The organism is Streptomyces sp. MP131-18, assembly GCF_001984575.1.
GTDB lineage: Bacteria > Actinomycetota > Actinomycetes > Streptomycetales > Streptomycetaceae > Streptomyces > Streptomyces johnsoniae.
The window spans coordinates 6,552,934-6,568,906 of the sequence record NZ_LZNS01000001.1; the positions used below are offsets into that span (position 1 = coordinate 6,552,934).

Annotated in this window: 12 protein-coding genes and 1 tRNA gene; 10 read left to right on the plus strand and 3 right to left on the minus strand. The window is 70.5% G+C overall.

The genetic code is table 11. The annotated features are described in order from the left end of the window. Positions 1–59: 59 nt before the first annotated feature. The gene (locus STBA_RS29240) at positions 60–1,187 is read left to right on the plus strand and encodes a Gfo/Idh/MocA family oxidoreductase (RefSeq protein WP_077062061.1); all 1,128 of its coding nucleotides are present in this window, start codon (positions 60–62) and stop codon (positions 1,185–1,187) included. Beyond that, the gene (locus tag STBA_RS29245) at positions 1,184–2,122 is read left to right on the plus strand and encodes a PmoA family protein (RefSeq protein ID WP_077062062.1); all 939 of its coding nucleotides are present in this window, start codon (positions 1,184–1,186) and stop codon (positions 2,120–2,122) included. The genes STBA_RS29240 and STBA_RS29245 overlap by 4 nt, the downstream gene beginning before the upstream one ends. 175 nt (positions 2,123–2,297) lie before the next feature. On the opposite strand, the gene STBA_RS29250 is transcribed toward STBA_RS29245, so the two are convergent. Further along, positions 2,298–2,380 (minus strand) — tRNA-Leu (locus STBA_RS29250). Positions 2,381–2,473: 93 nt separating this feature from the next. Between STBA_RS29250 and STBA_RS29255 the strand changes: the two genes are divergently transcribed. The 6 genes from STBA_RS29255 to STBA_RS29280 all read left to right on the plus strand — a co-directional run bounded on the left by STBA_RS29255 (position 2,474) and on the right by STBA_RS29280 (position 8,854). After that, on the plus strand, positions 2,474–3,133 hold the full coding sequence (locus STBA_RS29255; protein ID WP_077062063.1) for a response regulator: 660 nt from the start codon (positions 2,474–2,476) through the stop codon (positions 3,131–3,133). Between the two features lie 363 nt (positions 3,134–3,496). Next, positions 3,497–4,654, plus strand: a complete 1,158-nt coding sequence (locus STBA_RS29260) for a branched-chain amino acid ABC transporter substrate-binding protein (protein ID WP_253195082.1) — start codon at positions 3,497–3,499, stop codon at positions 4,652–4,654. 93 nt (positions 4,655–4,747) lie between these two features. Next, positions 4,748–5,671: a branched-chain amino acid ABC transporter permease gene (locus STBA_RS29265; RefSeq protein WP_077062065.1), complete on the plus strand. Its 924-nt coding sequence runs from the start codon at positions 4,748–4,750 to the stop codon at positions 5,669–5,671. Continuing rightward, entirely contained in the window at positions 5,668–7,122 is a 1,455-nt protein-coding gene (locus STBA_RS29270; RefSeq protein ID WP_077062066.1) for a branched-chain amino acid ABC transporter permease, read from the plus strand. Before STBA_RS29265 ends, STBA_RS29270 begins: the two co-directional genes overlap by 4 nt. Continuing rightward, positions 7,119–8,069: an ABC transporter ATP-binding protein gene (locus STBA_RS29275; protein WP_077062067.1), complete on the plus strand. Its 951-nt coding sequence runs from the start codon at positions 7,119–7,121 to the stop codon at positions 8,067–8,069. Before STBA_RS29270 ends, STBA_RS29275 begins: the two co-directional genes overlap by 4 nt. Positions 8,070–8,071: 2 nt before the next feature. Beyond that, positions 8,072–8,854 carry an ABC transporter ATP-binding protein gene (locus STBA_RS29280; RefSeq protein WP_107485281.1) on the plus strand — a complete coding sequence of 261 codons (783 nt, stop codon included), beginning with the start codon at positions 8,072–8,074 and terminating at the stop codon, positions 8,852–8,854. Positions 8,855–8,860: 6 nt separating this feature from the next. Here the strand turns inward: STBA_RS29280 and STBA_RS29285 are convergent, their stop codons facing one another. Further along, on the minus strand, positions 8,861–9,364 hold the full coding sequence (locus STBA_RS29285; RefSeq protein WP_077062069.1) for a hotdog fold thioesterase: 504 nt from the start codon (positions 9,362–9,364) through the stop codon (positions 8,861–8,863). Between the two features lie 22 nt (positions 9,365–9,386). Then, on the minus strand, positions 9,387–11,669 hold the full coding sequence (locus STBA_RS29290; RefSeq protein WP_077062070.1) for an FdhF/YdeP family oxidoreductase: 2,283 nt from the start codon (positions 11,667–11,669) through the stop codon (positions 9,387–9,389). A 59-nt stretch (positions 11,670–11,728) separates the two neighbouring features. Between STBA_RS29290 and polA the strand changes: the two genes are divergently transcribed. Together polA and STBA_RS29300 are read left to right on the plus strand one after the other, a co-directional pair. After that, positions 11,729–14,437, plus strand: a complete 2,709-nt coding sequence (gene polA / locus STBA_RS29295) for a DNA polymerase I (protein WP_171987813.1) — start codon at positions 11,729–11,731, stop codon at positions 14,435–14,437. Between the two features lie 163 nt (positions 14,438–14,600). Continuing rightward, complete coding sequence (locus tag STBA_RS29300; protein ID WP_107485136.1) at positions 14,601–15,953, plus strand: lytic transglycosylase domain-containing protein; 1,353 nt, start codon at positions 14,601–14,603, stop codon at positions 15,951–15,953. Positions 15,954–15,973: the final 20 nt, after the last annotated feature.

Genomic DNA, 15,973 nt, shown 5'->3' on the forward strand with positions numbered 1-15,973 from the left:
ACATGGTTGGCTGCACGGCGAAAGCGCTTACTCCCGCCCAGCCAGGAGCCACCACCACCATGGCCGAACGCCGCATCAAGGCCGCCGTCATCGGGACCGGCGCCATCGTCACCGTCGGCCATCTCCCCGCGCTCGCCGCACACTCCGCGGAGGCCGAACTCGTCGCCGCCGTCGACATCGACCCCGCCCGCCTCACTGCCTTCCGCGAACAGGTGGCGGCCGTCGAAGGGATCGGCGCGCCCACCGGGTACACCGACCTCGCGGCCATGCTCGCCACCGAACGCCCCGACCTCGTCATCCTCGGCACGCCGCCCGCCCTCCACCGCGCACAGGCCCTCGCCGCCCTCCGCGCCGGCGCGTGGGTGTGGAGCGAAAAACCCCTGTGCCTCTCCCTCGCCGAATACGACGAGATCGCCGCCGCCGAACGCGAAGGCGGCCCCTATATGGCGGTCGTCGCCCAGCACCGCTACGGCTCGGGCACCGTCCACGCCCGCGGGCTGCTGGCCTCCGGCGACCTCGGCGCCCCTCGCGTCGCCCACTGCCAGACCACCTGGCACCGCGACCGCGCCTACTACGCCGTGCCCTGGCGCGGCCGGTGGGCCACCGAGGGCGGCGGCCCCACCATGGGCCACGGCATCCATCAGACCGACCTGCTCCTCCACCTCCTCGGCGACTGGACCGAGATCCGTGCCATGGCGGCGCGCCTCGTCCACGACATCGAGAGCGAGGACGTGTCCACCGCCCTCGTCCGCTTCGCCAACGGCGCCGTCGCCACCGTCGTCAACAGCGTGCTGTCCTCCGACGAGGTCAGCCGCATCCGCATCGACTGCGCCGACGCCACCGTGGAGCTCACCCACCTCTACGGTCACCGCAACGAGGACTGGACCTACACCCCGCGCCCCGGCCTGGCGGACGAGGCGCGCATCACGCGCTGGCGCACCCCCACCGCCGACCGTCCCAGCTCGCACGCCGCCCAACTCGAAGGCGTACTGGCCGCCATGCGCACCGGCACCCGCCCGCCCGGCGGAGGCGCGGACGCCCGTCGCACCCTCGAATTCAATGCGGCCCTCTACAAGGCCGCCTTCACCGGCCGCCCCGTCCGCGCGGGCGAGATCGCCGAAGGCGACCCGTTCTACTCCGCGATGCACGGCAACCACCCCGACTGGGCGCCCAAGGAGGCGCAGTGACCGCGCAGCTCACCCTCGTCCATATCCACGGGGACCGGGTCACGGTATCCGCGGGCGGCACCGAGATCCTCTCCTATGTCTACCGCCCCGATCCCGAGACGTTCGAATCGCGCAAGCCCTACGCCCACCCCGTGCGGACCCTGGCCGGACACCTCGTCACCGGCTACCGGCCCAACGACCACCGTTGGCACAAGGGCATCCAGATGACCGCGAGCCACGTGTCGGAGCAGAACTTCTGGGGCGGCAACTCCTACCTCGGCCCGGACACCGGCTACCAGCGCGTCCCCGAACGCGTCGGCTCCATGCGCCACGACGGCTTCCCCCGCATCGACGCCGCGGGCGACCGCGTCGACCTCGCCGAGGACCTCACCTGGCTCAACCACGGCGGCCAGGAGTGGGCCCACGAGGAACGCACCCTCGCCGTCCACTCCGCCGACCCCGCGGAAGGCGCATGGGCGCTGGACTGGACGATCCGGCTCACCAACCTCCGCGGCGAACCCCTGTACTTCGGCTCGCCCACGACCGCGGGGCGCGAGATGGCCGGCTACACCGGCCTCCAGTGGCGCGGGCCGCGCGACTTCGCCGGCGGCCAGATCCTCACCCCCGCAGGGCCCGCCACCGATCAGGCCACCATGGGCACTCCCGCCGCCGACGCGCCCTGGATCGCCTTCACCACCGAACACGACGACATCGACGCCCACTCGACCCTCGTCTTCGTCCACGCCCCGGACAACACCGGCGAAGCCGCGATCCACCCGTCCCACTGGTTTGTCCGCTCCGCACCCACGCCCACCATCGCGTTCTCCTGGGCCTTCTTCGAGGAGTTTGCACTCGCCCCTCAGGAGTCCTTCTTCTACCGATACCGGATGATCGTCGCCGACGGTGCCTGGGACACCCGGCGCGTCGAGACATACCTGGGCGGCCACGGCTGGTGAACCGGCCCGGGGGCCCCGGCACTCGGGCCCGACGCAGGAAGTCCATTGCCGGGCGGCCATCGCCAGGGCTGCCGAACGAGCTGTGGGTGCGTGTTGCTCCATACGGGAAGCGTCGCAGCTCGTGTACGCAGAGTCACGAGATCCGGGAATCGATCACCTGATCGAGTGACTTGAGTGCCGGGTGCGGGATTTGAACCCGCACGCTCTTGCGAGCAGAGGTGTTTGAGACCTCCGTGTCTGCCCTTCCACCAACCCGGCCTGATGGCGCCCGGACAGTCTAGCGGCTCCGCCGCAGCCCCAGCGACTAGGTACCCTCGTGGGTGCCCCATTCGGCAGGAAACGAGGAGCATCGTGACCACCCCCGACGTCCCCGACGAGCCCACCCCGGCGGATGCCGCCGAATCCGCGGCTCATGTCCCGCCCAACACCGCCCGTGTCGTCATCGCCGAGGACGAGGCACTGATCCGGCTCGATCTGAAAGAGATGCTGGAGGAGGAGGGGTACAGCGTTGTCGGAGAGGCCGGGGACGGTGAGCGGGCTGTCGAGCTGGCGCGGGAGCTGCGGCCCGATCTGGTGATTCTCGACGTGAAGATGCCGGTGATGGACGGCATCTCGGCCGCGGAGAAGATCGCGGCGGACAGTATCGCGCCGGTGCTGATGCTGACCGCGTTCTCGCAGCGTGACCTGGTCGAACGGGCCAGGGACGCCGGAGCCATGGCCTACCTGGTGAAGCCGTTCAGCAAGAGTGACGTCGTCCCGGCCATCGAGATCGCCGTCTCGCGGTTCCAGGAGCTGAAGACGCTCGCGGGTGAAGTCGCCGACCTCGCGCAGCGGCTGGAGACGCGGAAGCTGGTGGACCGGGCCAAGAGTGTGCTCCAGACCCAGTACGGTCTGTCGGAGCCGGCCGCTTTCCGTTGGATTCAGAAGACGTCCATGGATCGCAGGCTCTCCATGCATCAGGTGGCCGAGGCTGTGATCCAGGACGCCGAGGAGAAGCGGCAGAAGCAGTAGAAATAGCGGCAGAAGCGGCGAAGGCCCCGCGGGGAGTTAAGTCTTCGTTAATTCCCCCAAAATGGGTCAGAGCGCGTCCCGGTGTCCGTCCGGGGCGCGCTCTTGTCGTTTGCACATTATCTGGTCCGGGTTGAGTGGATCTTGTCGGGATCGTCCGCTGACCGGTCAGTCATGTTCTGTTTCCGGCATGTGCCAGAGGTCACGAGGCGATCACATCTGTCGCGACAGTGTGTTCGCACAGCTTGCATGGCAATAGATTCCGCTGCACGCCGCACCGGTGTGCCGTATGCGCATGGGAGCTGTGCGGTGACGACATGACTGGGCTCGCTCCAGGGGGTTTTCGAAGTGCTCAACAAGTCCATCGTGAGGCTCGCGATACCCGTCGCCGCCGGCGCGCTCGTGCTCACTGCTTGCGGCGGTGACGACGACGGGGGCGACGGCGGGGGTGGGGGCACCACGTACAAGATCGCCTTCCAGGGGCCGCTCTCCGGTACGAACGTGGCGCTCGGCGAGAACATGGAAAACGGTATTCAGCTGGCCATCAACGAGGCCAATGGAAGTGGCGATTACGACTTCACCGTTGAGTACGTCGCGGCCGACGACCAGGGCGTGGAGACCCAGGCCACCGCGGCGGCGCAGAGCGCCATCGACGACCAGGACGTGATGGCCGTGGTCGGCCCGGCGTTCTCCGGCCCCGCGAACGTGTCCGCGCCGCTGTACGCGCAGGCCATGCTGCCGGCGGTCAGCTCGTCCGCGACGGACCCGACGCTGACGGAGGACGGTAAGTTCGCCACGTTCCTGCGCGCCGTGCCCAACGACAACGCGCAGGGTCTGGCCATGGCGGACTTCCTGGCGGCCCAGGACGGCATCGAGAGCGTCATGATCGTCGACGACGTCACGCCGTACGGCGAAGGTCTCGCCGAGGTGGCCGAGTCGGAGATGACCGCTGCCGGCCTGAGCGTGGAGCGGCAGAGCGTGCCGGCCGACACCGTCGACTACAGCGGAGCCGCCCGCACGGTGACCGAAGCCGGTGTGGACGCGCTTATCTACGCGGGTTACTACGAGGCGCTCGGGCCGTTCGCGATCCGGCTCCAGGAAGCCGGGTACGAGGGCATCCGTATATCGGGCGACGGCTCGAACGACGACGAGTTCATCAACCTGGCGGGCGACGCCGCCGAGGGCTGGCACCTGACCTGCCCGTGCACCGACGCCACCGAGAACGAGGGCACCGCGGCGTTCGCGGAGACGTACGAGGCGGAGTTCGGCCTCGCGCCCGGCACCTACTCGGCCGAGTCCTACGACGTCACGAACATGATCATCGAGGCGATGGCCGAGCTCGGCGGCGACGTCAGCCGCGAGGCGCTTTACCAGCAGCTCGCGGGGACCGAGTACGAGGGGCTGACGAAGACGTTCGCCTTCGACGAGAACGGCGAGTTCACCAACACGGCGATCTTCATGTACCAGGTCGAGGACGGCGTCCGCGGCTACCTGGGCGGCGTCGACGAGCTGGTCGGCGGCTGAGTCCACCTGGCCGGCGGGGGCGGGGTGCCGACCCGTTCCGCCCCGCCGGCCGATCAGCCCACCGCTGCTCGTTCCCACAAGGAAGTCAGTTCCATGTCGCTTTCCGATATCTGGGACGTTCTTGTCCTGGGTGTGGTGCTCGGCTCGTTGTATGCCGTCATCGCCATTGGCTACACGCTGGTCTATGGTGTCCTCCAGCTTCTGAACTTCGCGCACAGCGAGGTCTTCATGGCCGGTGGTTTCGGCGGCGTCATCGCCCTCACCATTTTCGAACCCGCCACTGATCCTTCCGGTCTTCAGTCGGCCCTCTACGTGCTTCTCGGAATTCTCGGTGGAGCGCTGCTCGGTGGCCTGGTCGCCTTTGGCCTTGAAAAAGGTGCCTATCGTCCACTGCGGAGACGTCACGCATCGCGTCTGATCTTTCTGATCACGGCGATCGGTGCGTCGTTCTTTCTCTACAATCTCGCGGGCAAGATGTTCGGCCGCTATCCGATGCCGATGCCGACGATGTACGAGAACAAGCAGGTGTTCGAGGTGTTCGGCACCTCGGTCAACGTGACGCAGCTCCTTATCGTGGTGGCCGCGGTGCTGATGCTGCTGACGGTGGATTTCGTGGTGAACCGCACCAAGATGGGCTCCGGAATCCGGGCTGTCGCGCAGGACCCGGAAGTCGCGTCGCTGATGGGTGTGGATATCGACAAGGTGGTGTCGAGGACGTTCGTGCTCGGCGGCGTGATGGGCGGGGTGGCCGGCTTCCTGTTCGGCACGAACCTTCAGGTCGAGTACACCATGGGCTTCCTGCCCGGCATCACGGCGTTCGCGGCTGCGGTGCTCGGCGGTATCGGCAACGTGCGCGGGGCGATGCTCGGCGGGCTGACGCTGGGTGTGGTGGAGGCGTTCACGGTCGAGTGGTTCGGTGATGCGTGGCGGTACGCGGGCGCGTTCGCGGTGCTCGTGCTGGTGCTGATGTTCCGTCCGACGGGCATTCTCGGTGAGCGTGTGGGGAGGACGGCATGACCGCGGGAGTAACCGCTCCGAAGGTGCCTTCCGCGGCGAAGCTGCGGAAACGTTCCTGGTATCAGCAGCCGCGCTGGCACCGGCTGTTCGCGCTGGTGGTGACGGCGCTGGTACTGGCCCAGGTCACGGGTGCGCAGGGAACGCGTGGCGATTTGTTCGCGGCGCTGGAGGAGAACTTCAGCGGCGGCGCGGTCTGGGGCTGGCTCGGCCTGGCCGTGGCGATCTGGCTGGTCCGCGAGTTCGCGCACGAGCTGCTCGGCCGCTACACGTCCCGGGTGAAGGAGGAGGCGGGCCGCCCCGCGGAGCGGCCGGGCGATCTGACGCCGTCCGGGGGGTTCTCGCCGGCAGCGGCGCCGGTGTGGCTGCCGGCGCTGCTGGCGCGCACGGTCCGGTTCGTCACCGACGTGGTGCGCGGGCAGCGGCTTTACCGGTGGGGTTCGATGGCGGCGCTGCTCGGGCTGCTGATCGTGCTGCCGTTGATGGTGTCGACCTTCTGGCAGCAGGTGATGGTGGACCAGATCGGCATGTTCGTGCTGGTCGCCATCGGGCTGAACGTGGTGGTCGGCTGGGCCGGAATGCTGGACCTGGGATTCATCGCGTTCTTCGCGATCGGCGCCTACAGCTCGGCGTTCTGGACGGGCGGGCTGCCGGTGGAGCCGCCGGTGGAGCTGAACAACTTCCTGGTGATTCCGATCGCGGTTCTCACCTGTCTGGTCGCTGGCGTGCTGCTCGGGGCGCCGACGCTGCGGCTGCGCGGCGACTACTTGGCAATCGTGACGCTGGGCTTTCACGAGATCGTGTACTTGACGGCCAAGAACTGGACGGAGTTCACGGGCGGTTCGCGGGGAGCCCCGCAGCTGGACCGGTTCTCGGTCGACCTCGGATTCTGGTCGTACGAGTGGGAGCTCGATCCGCGGCCGTACTACTGGCTCCAGCTGGCTTTCGTGGTCGTGGTGCTGCTGCTGTTCGTGCGGCTCGAGCATTCGCGGGTGGGCCGGGCCTGGACGGCGATCCGGGAGGACGAGGTCGCGGCGGCGGCGACGGGCGTGGACACCGTGCGGTTCAAGCTGCTGGCGTTCGCAATCGGCGCGTCGACCTCGGGCATCGCCGGGGTGATCTACGCGAGCAAGCTTGGCTTCATCAACCCGGAGATGTTCGTACTGCTGCTGTCGGTGCTCGCCCTGTCCTACGTGGTGTTCGGCGGCATGGGCTCGATCCCGGGCGTGCTGATCGGCACGGCGGTGCTGGTGTGGCTGCCGGAGTACCTGCGGGACACGGTCGACCCCCAGGACCGCTACATGTATCTGGGCGGGCTGCTGGTGGTCATGATGATCTACCGGCCGCAGGGTTTGCTGCCGTCGCGGCGGCGGCAGCGGGAGCTGCGGATGGCGGAGGAGGGCTCGGGGTCCGCCGATGCCCTGGGCGCGCGGCCGGGAGGTGCGCAGGCATGACGACCGAGATGCTGGACGAGGCCGCGAAGGCGCGGGCGCTGTCGGACGACGTGCTGGACGCGTCGGGCGTGACGCTGCGGTTCGGCGGGCTGACGAGCCTGGACGGCGTGGCCCTGCGGATGGTGCGCGGTGAGATCCTGGCGGTCATCGGGCCGAACGGGGCGGGCAAGACCTCGCTGTTCAACTCGCTGACAGGGTCGTACGTTCCGCAGGAGGGGCAGATCACGTTCCGCCCGCGGGCGGGGGGCGAGCACGAGCTGCGGGGCCGGAAGCCGCACAAGACGAGCCGCCTCGGGGTGGCGCGCACGTTCCAGAACATCCGCCTGTTCGGGGCGCTGACGGTGCTGGAGAACGTGAAGGTCGCCGTGGAGACGCGGCAGCGCACGGACGCCATCTCGATCATGCTCGGGCTGCCGAACGCGCGCAGGGACGAGCGGGAGAGCGACCGGAAGGCGCACGAGGTGCTGTCGTTCGTCGGTCTCGGCCACCGGCTGAACGAGCTGGCCTCCGCGCTCAGTTACGGCGAGCAGCGGCGGCTCGAGATCGCGCGGGCGCTGGCGACGACGCCGGAGGTGCTGCTGCTCGACGAGCCTGCGGCGGGGACGAACCCGACGGAGAAGCGGGATCTGGAAGTGCTGATCCGCCGGATCAACCAGGAACTCGCGGTGAGCGTGCTGCTGATCGAGCACGACATGCGGCTGGTGATGTCGGTGGCGGACCGGGTGGTGGTGCTGAACTTCGGCAGGAAGATCGCCGAGGGAACGCCCGGGGCGGTACAGCAGGACCCCGCGGTGATCGAGGCGTACCTGGGCGCGTCGGCCGAGGACGAGCGGGCGCTGGTGGCGGAGGTGGTCGCGGAGCGCGAGGAGCACGGCGCGGAGGAGCGGCCGGACGGGCCGCCCGGTGCCGCGGGCGCGGCGGCGGACGACGAGGAGGGACGGGCGTGAACGTGGGCGTCGAAAAGGAGGCCGGCGCGGCCTCGGGAGCGGTGGACGGGCGCCCCGCGCTGCTCGAACTGCGGGACCTGCACGTGTTCTACGGCGCGATCGAGGCACTGAAGGGCGTCAGTCTGACGGTGGGCGAGGGCGAGGTCGTGGCGCTGCTCGGCGCGAACGGCGCGGGCAAGTCGACGACGCTGAAGGCGGCGTCCGGAATGCTGGCGCCGCGCTCGGGCGAGGTGCTGCTGCGCGGCGAGCGCGTGGACGGCATCAAGTCGCACGAGCTGGTGCAGTTCGGCATCGGTCATGTACCGGAGGGGCGCCGGGTCTTCGCCCGGATGACGGTGCTGGAGAACCTGAAGATGGGGGCGTACCGGCTGAAGCGGCCGGACGACGCCGACCTGGACCGGGTGTTCTCCCTGTTCCCCGTGCTCGCGGAGCGGCGCAAGCAGGTCAGCGGCACCCTGTCCGGCGGCGAGCAGCAGATGCTGGCGATCGGCAGGGCGTTGATGGGGAAGCCGGAGCTGCTGCTGCTCGACGAGCCGTCGATGGGGCTCGCGCCGCTGATCGTGCGGCAGATCTTCGAGATCCTGAAGGAGATCAACGAGCAGGGGACGACGCTGCTGCTGGTCGAGCAGAACGCCGCGCAGGCGCTTCGGCTGGCGCACCGGGGCTACGTGCTGGAGACGGGTGCGGTGGTGATGTCCGACGAGGCGTCGGCACTGCTGTCCGACCCGCGGGTGCGGGCCGCGTATCTGGGTGAGGTGGCCGAGCAGGCGGAGGAGAAGGGGTAGCCCCGGTCACGGGGCGGGGGGCGCCTCGCTCGTGGGCTCCGCCGTCTGCTGTCCGCCGGCGGCGGGGCGCAGGGCGCAGGTGAGGCGGGCGGTGCAGACGCGCTTGCCCCGTTCGTCGGTGATGGTGACGTCATAGGTGGCCGAGGTGCGGCCGGTGTGGGCCGGGGTGGCGACGCCGGTGACGGTGCCGGAGCGGACCGCGCGGTGGTGGGTGCAGTTGATGTCGACGCCGACGGCGATCTTTTTGGGGCCCGCGTGGAGCATCGCGCCGATGGAGGCCAGGGTCTCGGCGAGTGCGGCTGAGGCGCCGCCGTGCAGCAGGCCGTAGGGCTGGGTGTTGCCCTCGACGGGCAGGGTGCCGACGACCTTGTCCGGGGACGCCTCGGCGATACGGATGCCGAGGCGTTCGCCGAAGCGCCCCGCGGAGAAGAGCGCGGGCAGGTCGATGCCGAGCCCCGCCCACTGGTCGATGATCTGCGCGGGGAAGAGTGTGCTGGTGTGCTCGCCCATGGGAGCGTTCTATCAGGTCCTTTCAGGGGGCCGTTGCCGGGGTCAGGCGGACCACGACGGACTTGCTGGCGGGGGTGTTGCTGGTGTCGGCGGTGGCGTCGAGGGGGACGAGAACGTTGGTCTCGGGGTAGTAGGCGGCGGCGCAGCCGCGCGCGGTGGGGTAGTGGACGACGCGGAAGCCGGGGGCGGTGCGCTCGGAGCCGTCGGTCCATTCGCTGGTGAGGTCGGTGTGGGAGCCGTCGGGCAGGCCGAGTTCGCGGGCGTCGTCGGGGTGGACGAGGACGACGCGCCGGCCGCCGGTGATACCGCGGTAGCGGTCGTCGAGGCCGTAGACGGTGGTGTTGTACTGGTCGTGGGAGCGCAGGGTCTGCAAGAGCAGGCGCCCGGGGGGAACGGCGGGCCAGGTCACGGGTTCCGCGGTGAAGTTGGCCTTGCCGGTGGCGGTGGGGAAGTGCCGGTCGTCGCGCGGTGCGTGGGGGAGTGCGAAGCCACCGGGTTGGGCGACGCGGGTCTCGAAGTCTTCGAAGCCGGGGATGACGCGGGCGATGCGCTCGCGGACGAGGCGGTAGTCCCGTTCGAAGTCCTCCCAGGGGATGGCGCCGGTGTCGCCGAGGACGCGGCGGGCGAGGCGGCAGACGATGGCGGGCTCGGACAGCAGGTGGGGGCTCGCGGGCTTCAGGCGGCCGCGCGAGGCGTGAACGATGCCCATGGAGTCCTCGACGGTGACGGACTGCGGGCCCGCGGCCTGGTGGTCGCGTTCGGTGCGGCCGAGCGTGGGGAGGATGAGGGCGCGGGCGCCGGTGACGCAGTGGGAGCGGTTGAGCTTCGTCGACACGTGGACGGTGAGCGCGGCGCGGCGCATGGCGTCCTCGGTGACGGCGGTGTCGGGGCTCGCGGCGACGAAGTTGCCGCCCATGGCGAAGAACACTTTGGCCCGGCCGTCGCGCAGGGCGCGGATGGAGTCGACGACGTCGAGGCCGTGCCGCTGCGGCGGGTCGAAGCCGAATTCCGTTCCGAGGGCGTCGAGGAAGTCGGCCGCGGGCTTCTCGGTGATGCCCATGGTGCGGTCGCCCTGAACGTTGCTGTGGCCGCGCACGGGGCACACGCCGGCGCCGGGGCGGCCCACGTTGCCGCGCAGCAGGAGGAAGTTGACGATCTCCTTGATGGTGGGCACGGAGTGCTTGTGCTGGGTGAGGCCCATGGCCCAGCAGACGATGATGCGCCGGGAGGCGAGGATCATCGCGAGCGCGCGTTCGATATCGCTGCGGGTCAGTCCGGTCGCGCGCCGGGTCTCCTCCCAGTCGGCGGCGCGGGCGGCGGCGGCGAACTCCTCGTACCCGGCGGTGTGGCGGCGGATGAACACGGAATCCACGGCGGCGCCGCGGTTGATGATCAGCTTGTTGAGGAGGCGGAAGAGCGCCTGGTCGCCGCCGATCCTGATCTGGAGGAAGAGGTCGGTGAGCGGGGTGCCGCCGCCGGCGAGGCCGCGGGCGGTCTGCGGGTTCTTGAACCGTTCGAGTCCGGCTTCCGGCAGTGGGTTGACGGTGATGATCTTCGCCCCCGCGGACTTGGCCCTCTCCAGCGCGGAGAGCATGCGGGGGTGATTGGTGCCGGGGTTCTGCCCGGCGACGATGATGAGGTCGGCCTGGTACAGGTCGTCGAGCAGGACACTGCCCTTGCCGACGCCGAGGGTCTCGGTGAGCGCCGCGCCGGAGGACTCGTGGCACATGTTGGAGCAGTCCGGCAGGTTGTTGGTGCCGTAGGCGCGGGCGAACAGCTGGTAGAGGAACGCGGCCTCGTTGCTGGTGCGTCCCGAGGTGTAGAAGAGGGCCTGGTCGGGGTCGGGCAGGGCGTGCAGCTCCTCGGCGATGAGGTCGAACGCGCGGTCCCAGCCGATCGGCTCGTAGTGGTCGGCGCCCTCGGGCAGGTACATGGGGCGGGTGAGGCGGCCCTGCTGCCCGAGCCAGTACCCGGACCGGTCGGCGAGGTCGGTCACGGAGTGCTCGGCGAAGAATTCCGGGGTGACGCGGCGGAGGGTCGCCTCCTCGGCGACGGCCTTGGCGCCGTTCTCGCAGAACTCCGCGGCGTGCGGCCGGCTCGGCTCGGGCCACGCGCAGCCCGGGCAGTCGAATCCGCCCGGCTGGTTGACGCGCAGCAGCGTGAGTGCGGTGCGGCGGACCCCCATCTGCCGCTGCGCGGTGCGCAGGGCGTGGCCGATGGCCGGGGCACCGGCGGCCGAGTGTTCCGGGCCGGTGACGTGGGGTGCGTCCTGGACTGGATCGGCTTCGGGTGGCTTGGCTGGCATGTCTGCGATCGTCGCACGGTCGGCGGGGAGTGTCAGTGGTCCGTGGCAGGATCGGGCATGTGGCTGAGAACGTATCGCAGACGACCACCGCTCCGCGCCTGCTCCTGTTGGACGGGCATTCTCTGGCGTACCGGGCTTTCTTCGCGTTGCCCGCGGAGAATTTCACGACCACGGTCGGCCAGCCGACGAACGCGATCTACGGGTTCACGTCGATGCTGGCCAACACGCTGCGCGACGAGGCGCCCACGCATCTCGCGGTGGCGTTCGACGTGTCGCGGGTGACGTGGCGCTCGGAGCGGTTCGCCGACTACAAGGCGACGCGGTCGGCGACGCCCGACGAGTTCAAGGGGCAGGTGGAGCTGATCGGCGAGCTGCTCGACGCGCTGCGGGTGCGGCGGTTCGCGGTGCCGGGCTTCGAAGCGGACGATGTGATCGCGACGCTGGCGACGCGGGCGGCCGACGAGGGCTTCCAGGTCTCGATCGTCACGGGCGACCGGGATGCGTTCCAGCTGGTCAGCGACATGATCACGGTGCTGTACCCGACGAAGGGCGTCTCGGAGCTGACGCGCTTCACGCCGGAGAAGGTGCTGGAGAAGTACGGGTTGCCGCCCGCGAAGTACGCGGATTTCGCGGCGCTGCGGGGCGACCCTTCCGACAATCTCCCGGGGATTCCCGGGGTGGGCGAGAAGACGGCCGCCAAGTGGCTCCATCAGTTCGGCTCGCTGGACGAGCTGGCGGAGCGGGCCGAGGAGGTCAAGGGGAAGGCCGGCGACAATCTGCGCACCCACCTGGATTCCGTCCGGTTGAACCGGGAGTTGACGGAGCTGGCCAGGGACGTCGACCTGGGCTGTGGCCCGGCGGACCTGGAGCGGCAGCCGTACGACACGGATGCGGTGACCGTGCTCCTCGATGCCCTGGAGTTCCGCAATCCGAATCTGCGGGAGCGGCTGTTCGCGGTCGATCCCGCGGCGGAGGAGGCGCCGGCTGCGGCGGCCGAGGGGCCCCGGGTGGAGGGGGTGGTGCTGGCCGCGGGCGCTCTCGCGCCGTGGCTGGCCGAGCACGGGGCGGCCGGGGTGCCGCTCGGCGTGGCCACGCTCGACGACTGGAAGCTGGGCGCGGGCAGCGTGCACGCGGTGGCGCTCGCCGCGGCGGGCGGCCCTGCCGCCTGGTTCGATCCCGCGGCGCTGGACGAGGCGGACGAGCGGGCGTTCGCCGACTGGTCGGCGGGCGGCGACCGGCCCAAGATCCTGCACCACGCAAAGGGCGTGCAGCGGGTGTTCGCGGAGCACGGCTGGCAGGTGGCGGGCGTCACCATGGACACGGCGCTCGCCGCGTATCTGGTGCAGCCGGGCCGCAGGTCCTTCGCGCTGGACGCACTGAGCGTGGAGTTCCTCGGCCGCGAGCTGGAGCGCCCGGCGGACGACAGCGGGCAGCTGGCGTTCGGCGCGGACGACGCGGCGCAGGCCGACTCGCTGATGCGGCAGGCCCGCACGGTGCTCGACCTGGGCGAGCTGTTCCGGGCGCGGCTCGCGGAGGTGGGCGCGGCGGAGCTGCTCGACGACCTGGAGCTGCCGACCTCCCGGCTGCTGTCCCGCATGGAGCGGGCGGGGATCGCAGCGGACCGCGCGTGGCTGGAGCGCCTGGAGCAGCAGTTCGCCGCGGCGGTGCAGCAGGCGGTGTCGGAGGCGCACGCCTCGGTGGGCCGCGAGTTCAACCTGGGCTCGCCCAAGCAGCTTCAGGAAGTGCTGTTCGGCGAGCTGGGGCTGCCCAAGACGAAGCGGACGAAGACCGGCTACACGACGGACGCGGACGCGCTGACGTGGCTGGCCGCGCAGACCGAGCACGAGCTGCCGGTGATCATGCTGCGGCACCGTGAGCAGGCCAGGCTGCGGACCACGGTCGAGGGCCTGATCAAGAGCATCGCGCCGGACGGGCGGATTCACACGACCTTCCAGCAGACGGTCGCGGCGACCGGCCGCCTGTCGTCCACCGATCCCAACCTCCAGAACATTCCGGTGCGCACCGACGAGGGCCGCGCGATCCGCCGCGGGTTCGTCGTGGGGGAGGGGTACGAGGCGCTGCTGACGGCGGACTACAGCCAGATCGAGCTGCGTGTGATGGCGCACCTGTCGCAGGACGAGGATCTGCTCGATGCGTTCACCTCGGGCGAGGATCTGCACACCACCGTCGCCTCGCAGGTGTTCGGCGTCGGCAAGTCCGGGGTCGACGCGGAGATGCGGCGCAAGATCAAGGCGATGAGCTACGGACTGGCCTACGGCCTGTCGGCGTTCGGCCTCGGCCAGCAGCTGTCGATCCCGCCCGACGAGGCGCAGAAGCTGATGGACACCTACTTCGAGCGGTTCGGCGGCGTGCGGGACTATCTCCAGCACGTGGTCGGGGAGGCCCGGGTCACGGGTCATACGCAGACGCTGCTCGGCCGCCGCCGCTACCTGCCGGACCTCAGCAGCTCCAACCGGCAACGCCGGGAGACGGCCGAGCGCATGGCGCTCAACGCGCCGATCCAGGGGACCGCCGCCGACATTGTGAAGATCGCGATGCTGCGGGTGAGCGACGCGCTGGACCGGGAGAAGCTGGCGTCGCGGATGCTGCTCCAGGTGCACGACGAGATCGTGCTCGAAGTCGCGCCGGGCGAGCGCCGGTCGGTGGAGGAGCTGGTGCGGCGTGAGATGGCCGGCGCGGTGCAATTGCGCGCGCCCCTGGACGTGTCGGTCGGCTGGGGCGACACCTGGGAGTCCGCGGCGCACTGAGGCGCGAAGTGTCGCGGTTTCGCAACCGCCACTCCGGCGTCACCGGTACGTTCTGGTCCCGAACGGGCAGGTGTCGTACTGTCATTCCGGTCGGTGAGGTCACCCGGACCGCAGACGGAGGGGAAGGCGCGTGGGGTTGCGTATCGGCAGGGTCCGCAGAGGTATGTCGGGATCGGCGATCGCGGCCGCGGCGATGGCCGCGCTCACCGCGTCGCAGGCGCCAGAGGTCCTGGGAGGTGAGAGTCCGAGCGCTCCCGAGGCGCCGGACCGCCCCTCGGCTCAGGAGCAGGCGGACCCCGTGGCGCCCGGTGAGGACCAGGAGCTGCCCTACCACACCGATCTGCCTCCGCTGGACACCCGCGGCCCCGGCCAGGGCGGCGGCGCCGAGGACACCGACCTGGGCCCCTCCGAGGCGGGCATCCCGGCGACAGTGCTGGACGCGTACCGGCGCGCGGAGTCGACGGTGGCCGGCACCACTCCGGACTGCAATCTGGAGTGGCAGGTGCTGGCGGCCATAGGAAAGGTCGAATCGGGTCACGCCCGCGGCGGCGCGGTGGACGCGGACGGCACCACGGCGGAGCCGATCCTCGGCCCTGTGCTGAACGGGGACGGGTTCGCGCAGATATTCGATACGGATGGCGGCGCCTGGGACGGCGACACGGTGCACGACCGGGCCGTGGGGCCCATGCAGTTCATCCCGTCCACCTGGGCCAGCTGGGGCGCGGACGGCAATGGGGACGGCCGCTCGGACCCGAACAATGTGTACGACGCCGCGCTGGCCGCCGGCGACTACCTCTGCGCCTCGAACCGCGACCTGTCGGTGTCCTCGCAGTTGGACCGGGCCCTGCTGAGCTACAACCACTCGTGGGACTACGTGCGGACCGTGCGGTCCTGGCTGGACTACTACCGCGAGGGCGCGCACGAGGTGCCGGACGGCGAGGGCGGGCTGCCGTCGAGCCCCGGCCCGGGCAACCCGGACCCGGACGAGCGGGCGGGCGGCGGCGGCCGGGGAGGCGGCAGCGGCTCCGGCGCCACCCCGGGGCCGGAGAGCCCGTCGCCGCTTCCGCCCGCCGAGTCGGACGGCGAGATCAGGCCGAACGACCCGGAGGAGCCCGAGGAGCCAGAGGAGCCCGAGGAGCCGGAGGAGCCGGGCGGCGAGGACCCGGAGGAGCCCGAGGAGCCGGGCGAGCCGGGCGAGGAGGACCCCGAGTGCCCCACGGACCCGGAGGACCCGCAGGACCCGGAAAACCCCGAGGACCCGCAGGACCCGGGTGAGGAGGAGTCCGAGGAGTCGGGCGAGCCCACGCCCACGCCCACACCGGAGCCCACCGCCCCGGAGAGCCCGGACCCGGAGGACCCCGAGAACCCGGAGGACCCCGAGAACCCGGAGGACCCGGACGGCTGTGAGGACCCGGAGGAGCCGGGCGAGGAGGACCCGGAGGAGCCGGGCGAGCCCGGTCCCACGCCCACCCCGGAGCCCACCGAATCCGCGACGGCCACCCGCCGCGCCGCCTGATCCTCCGAGAGGTACGCCCC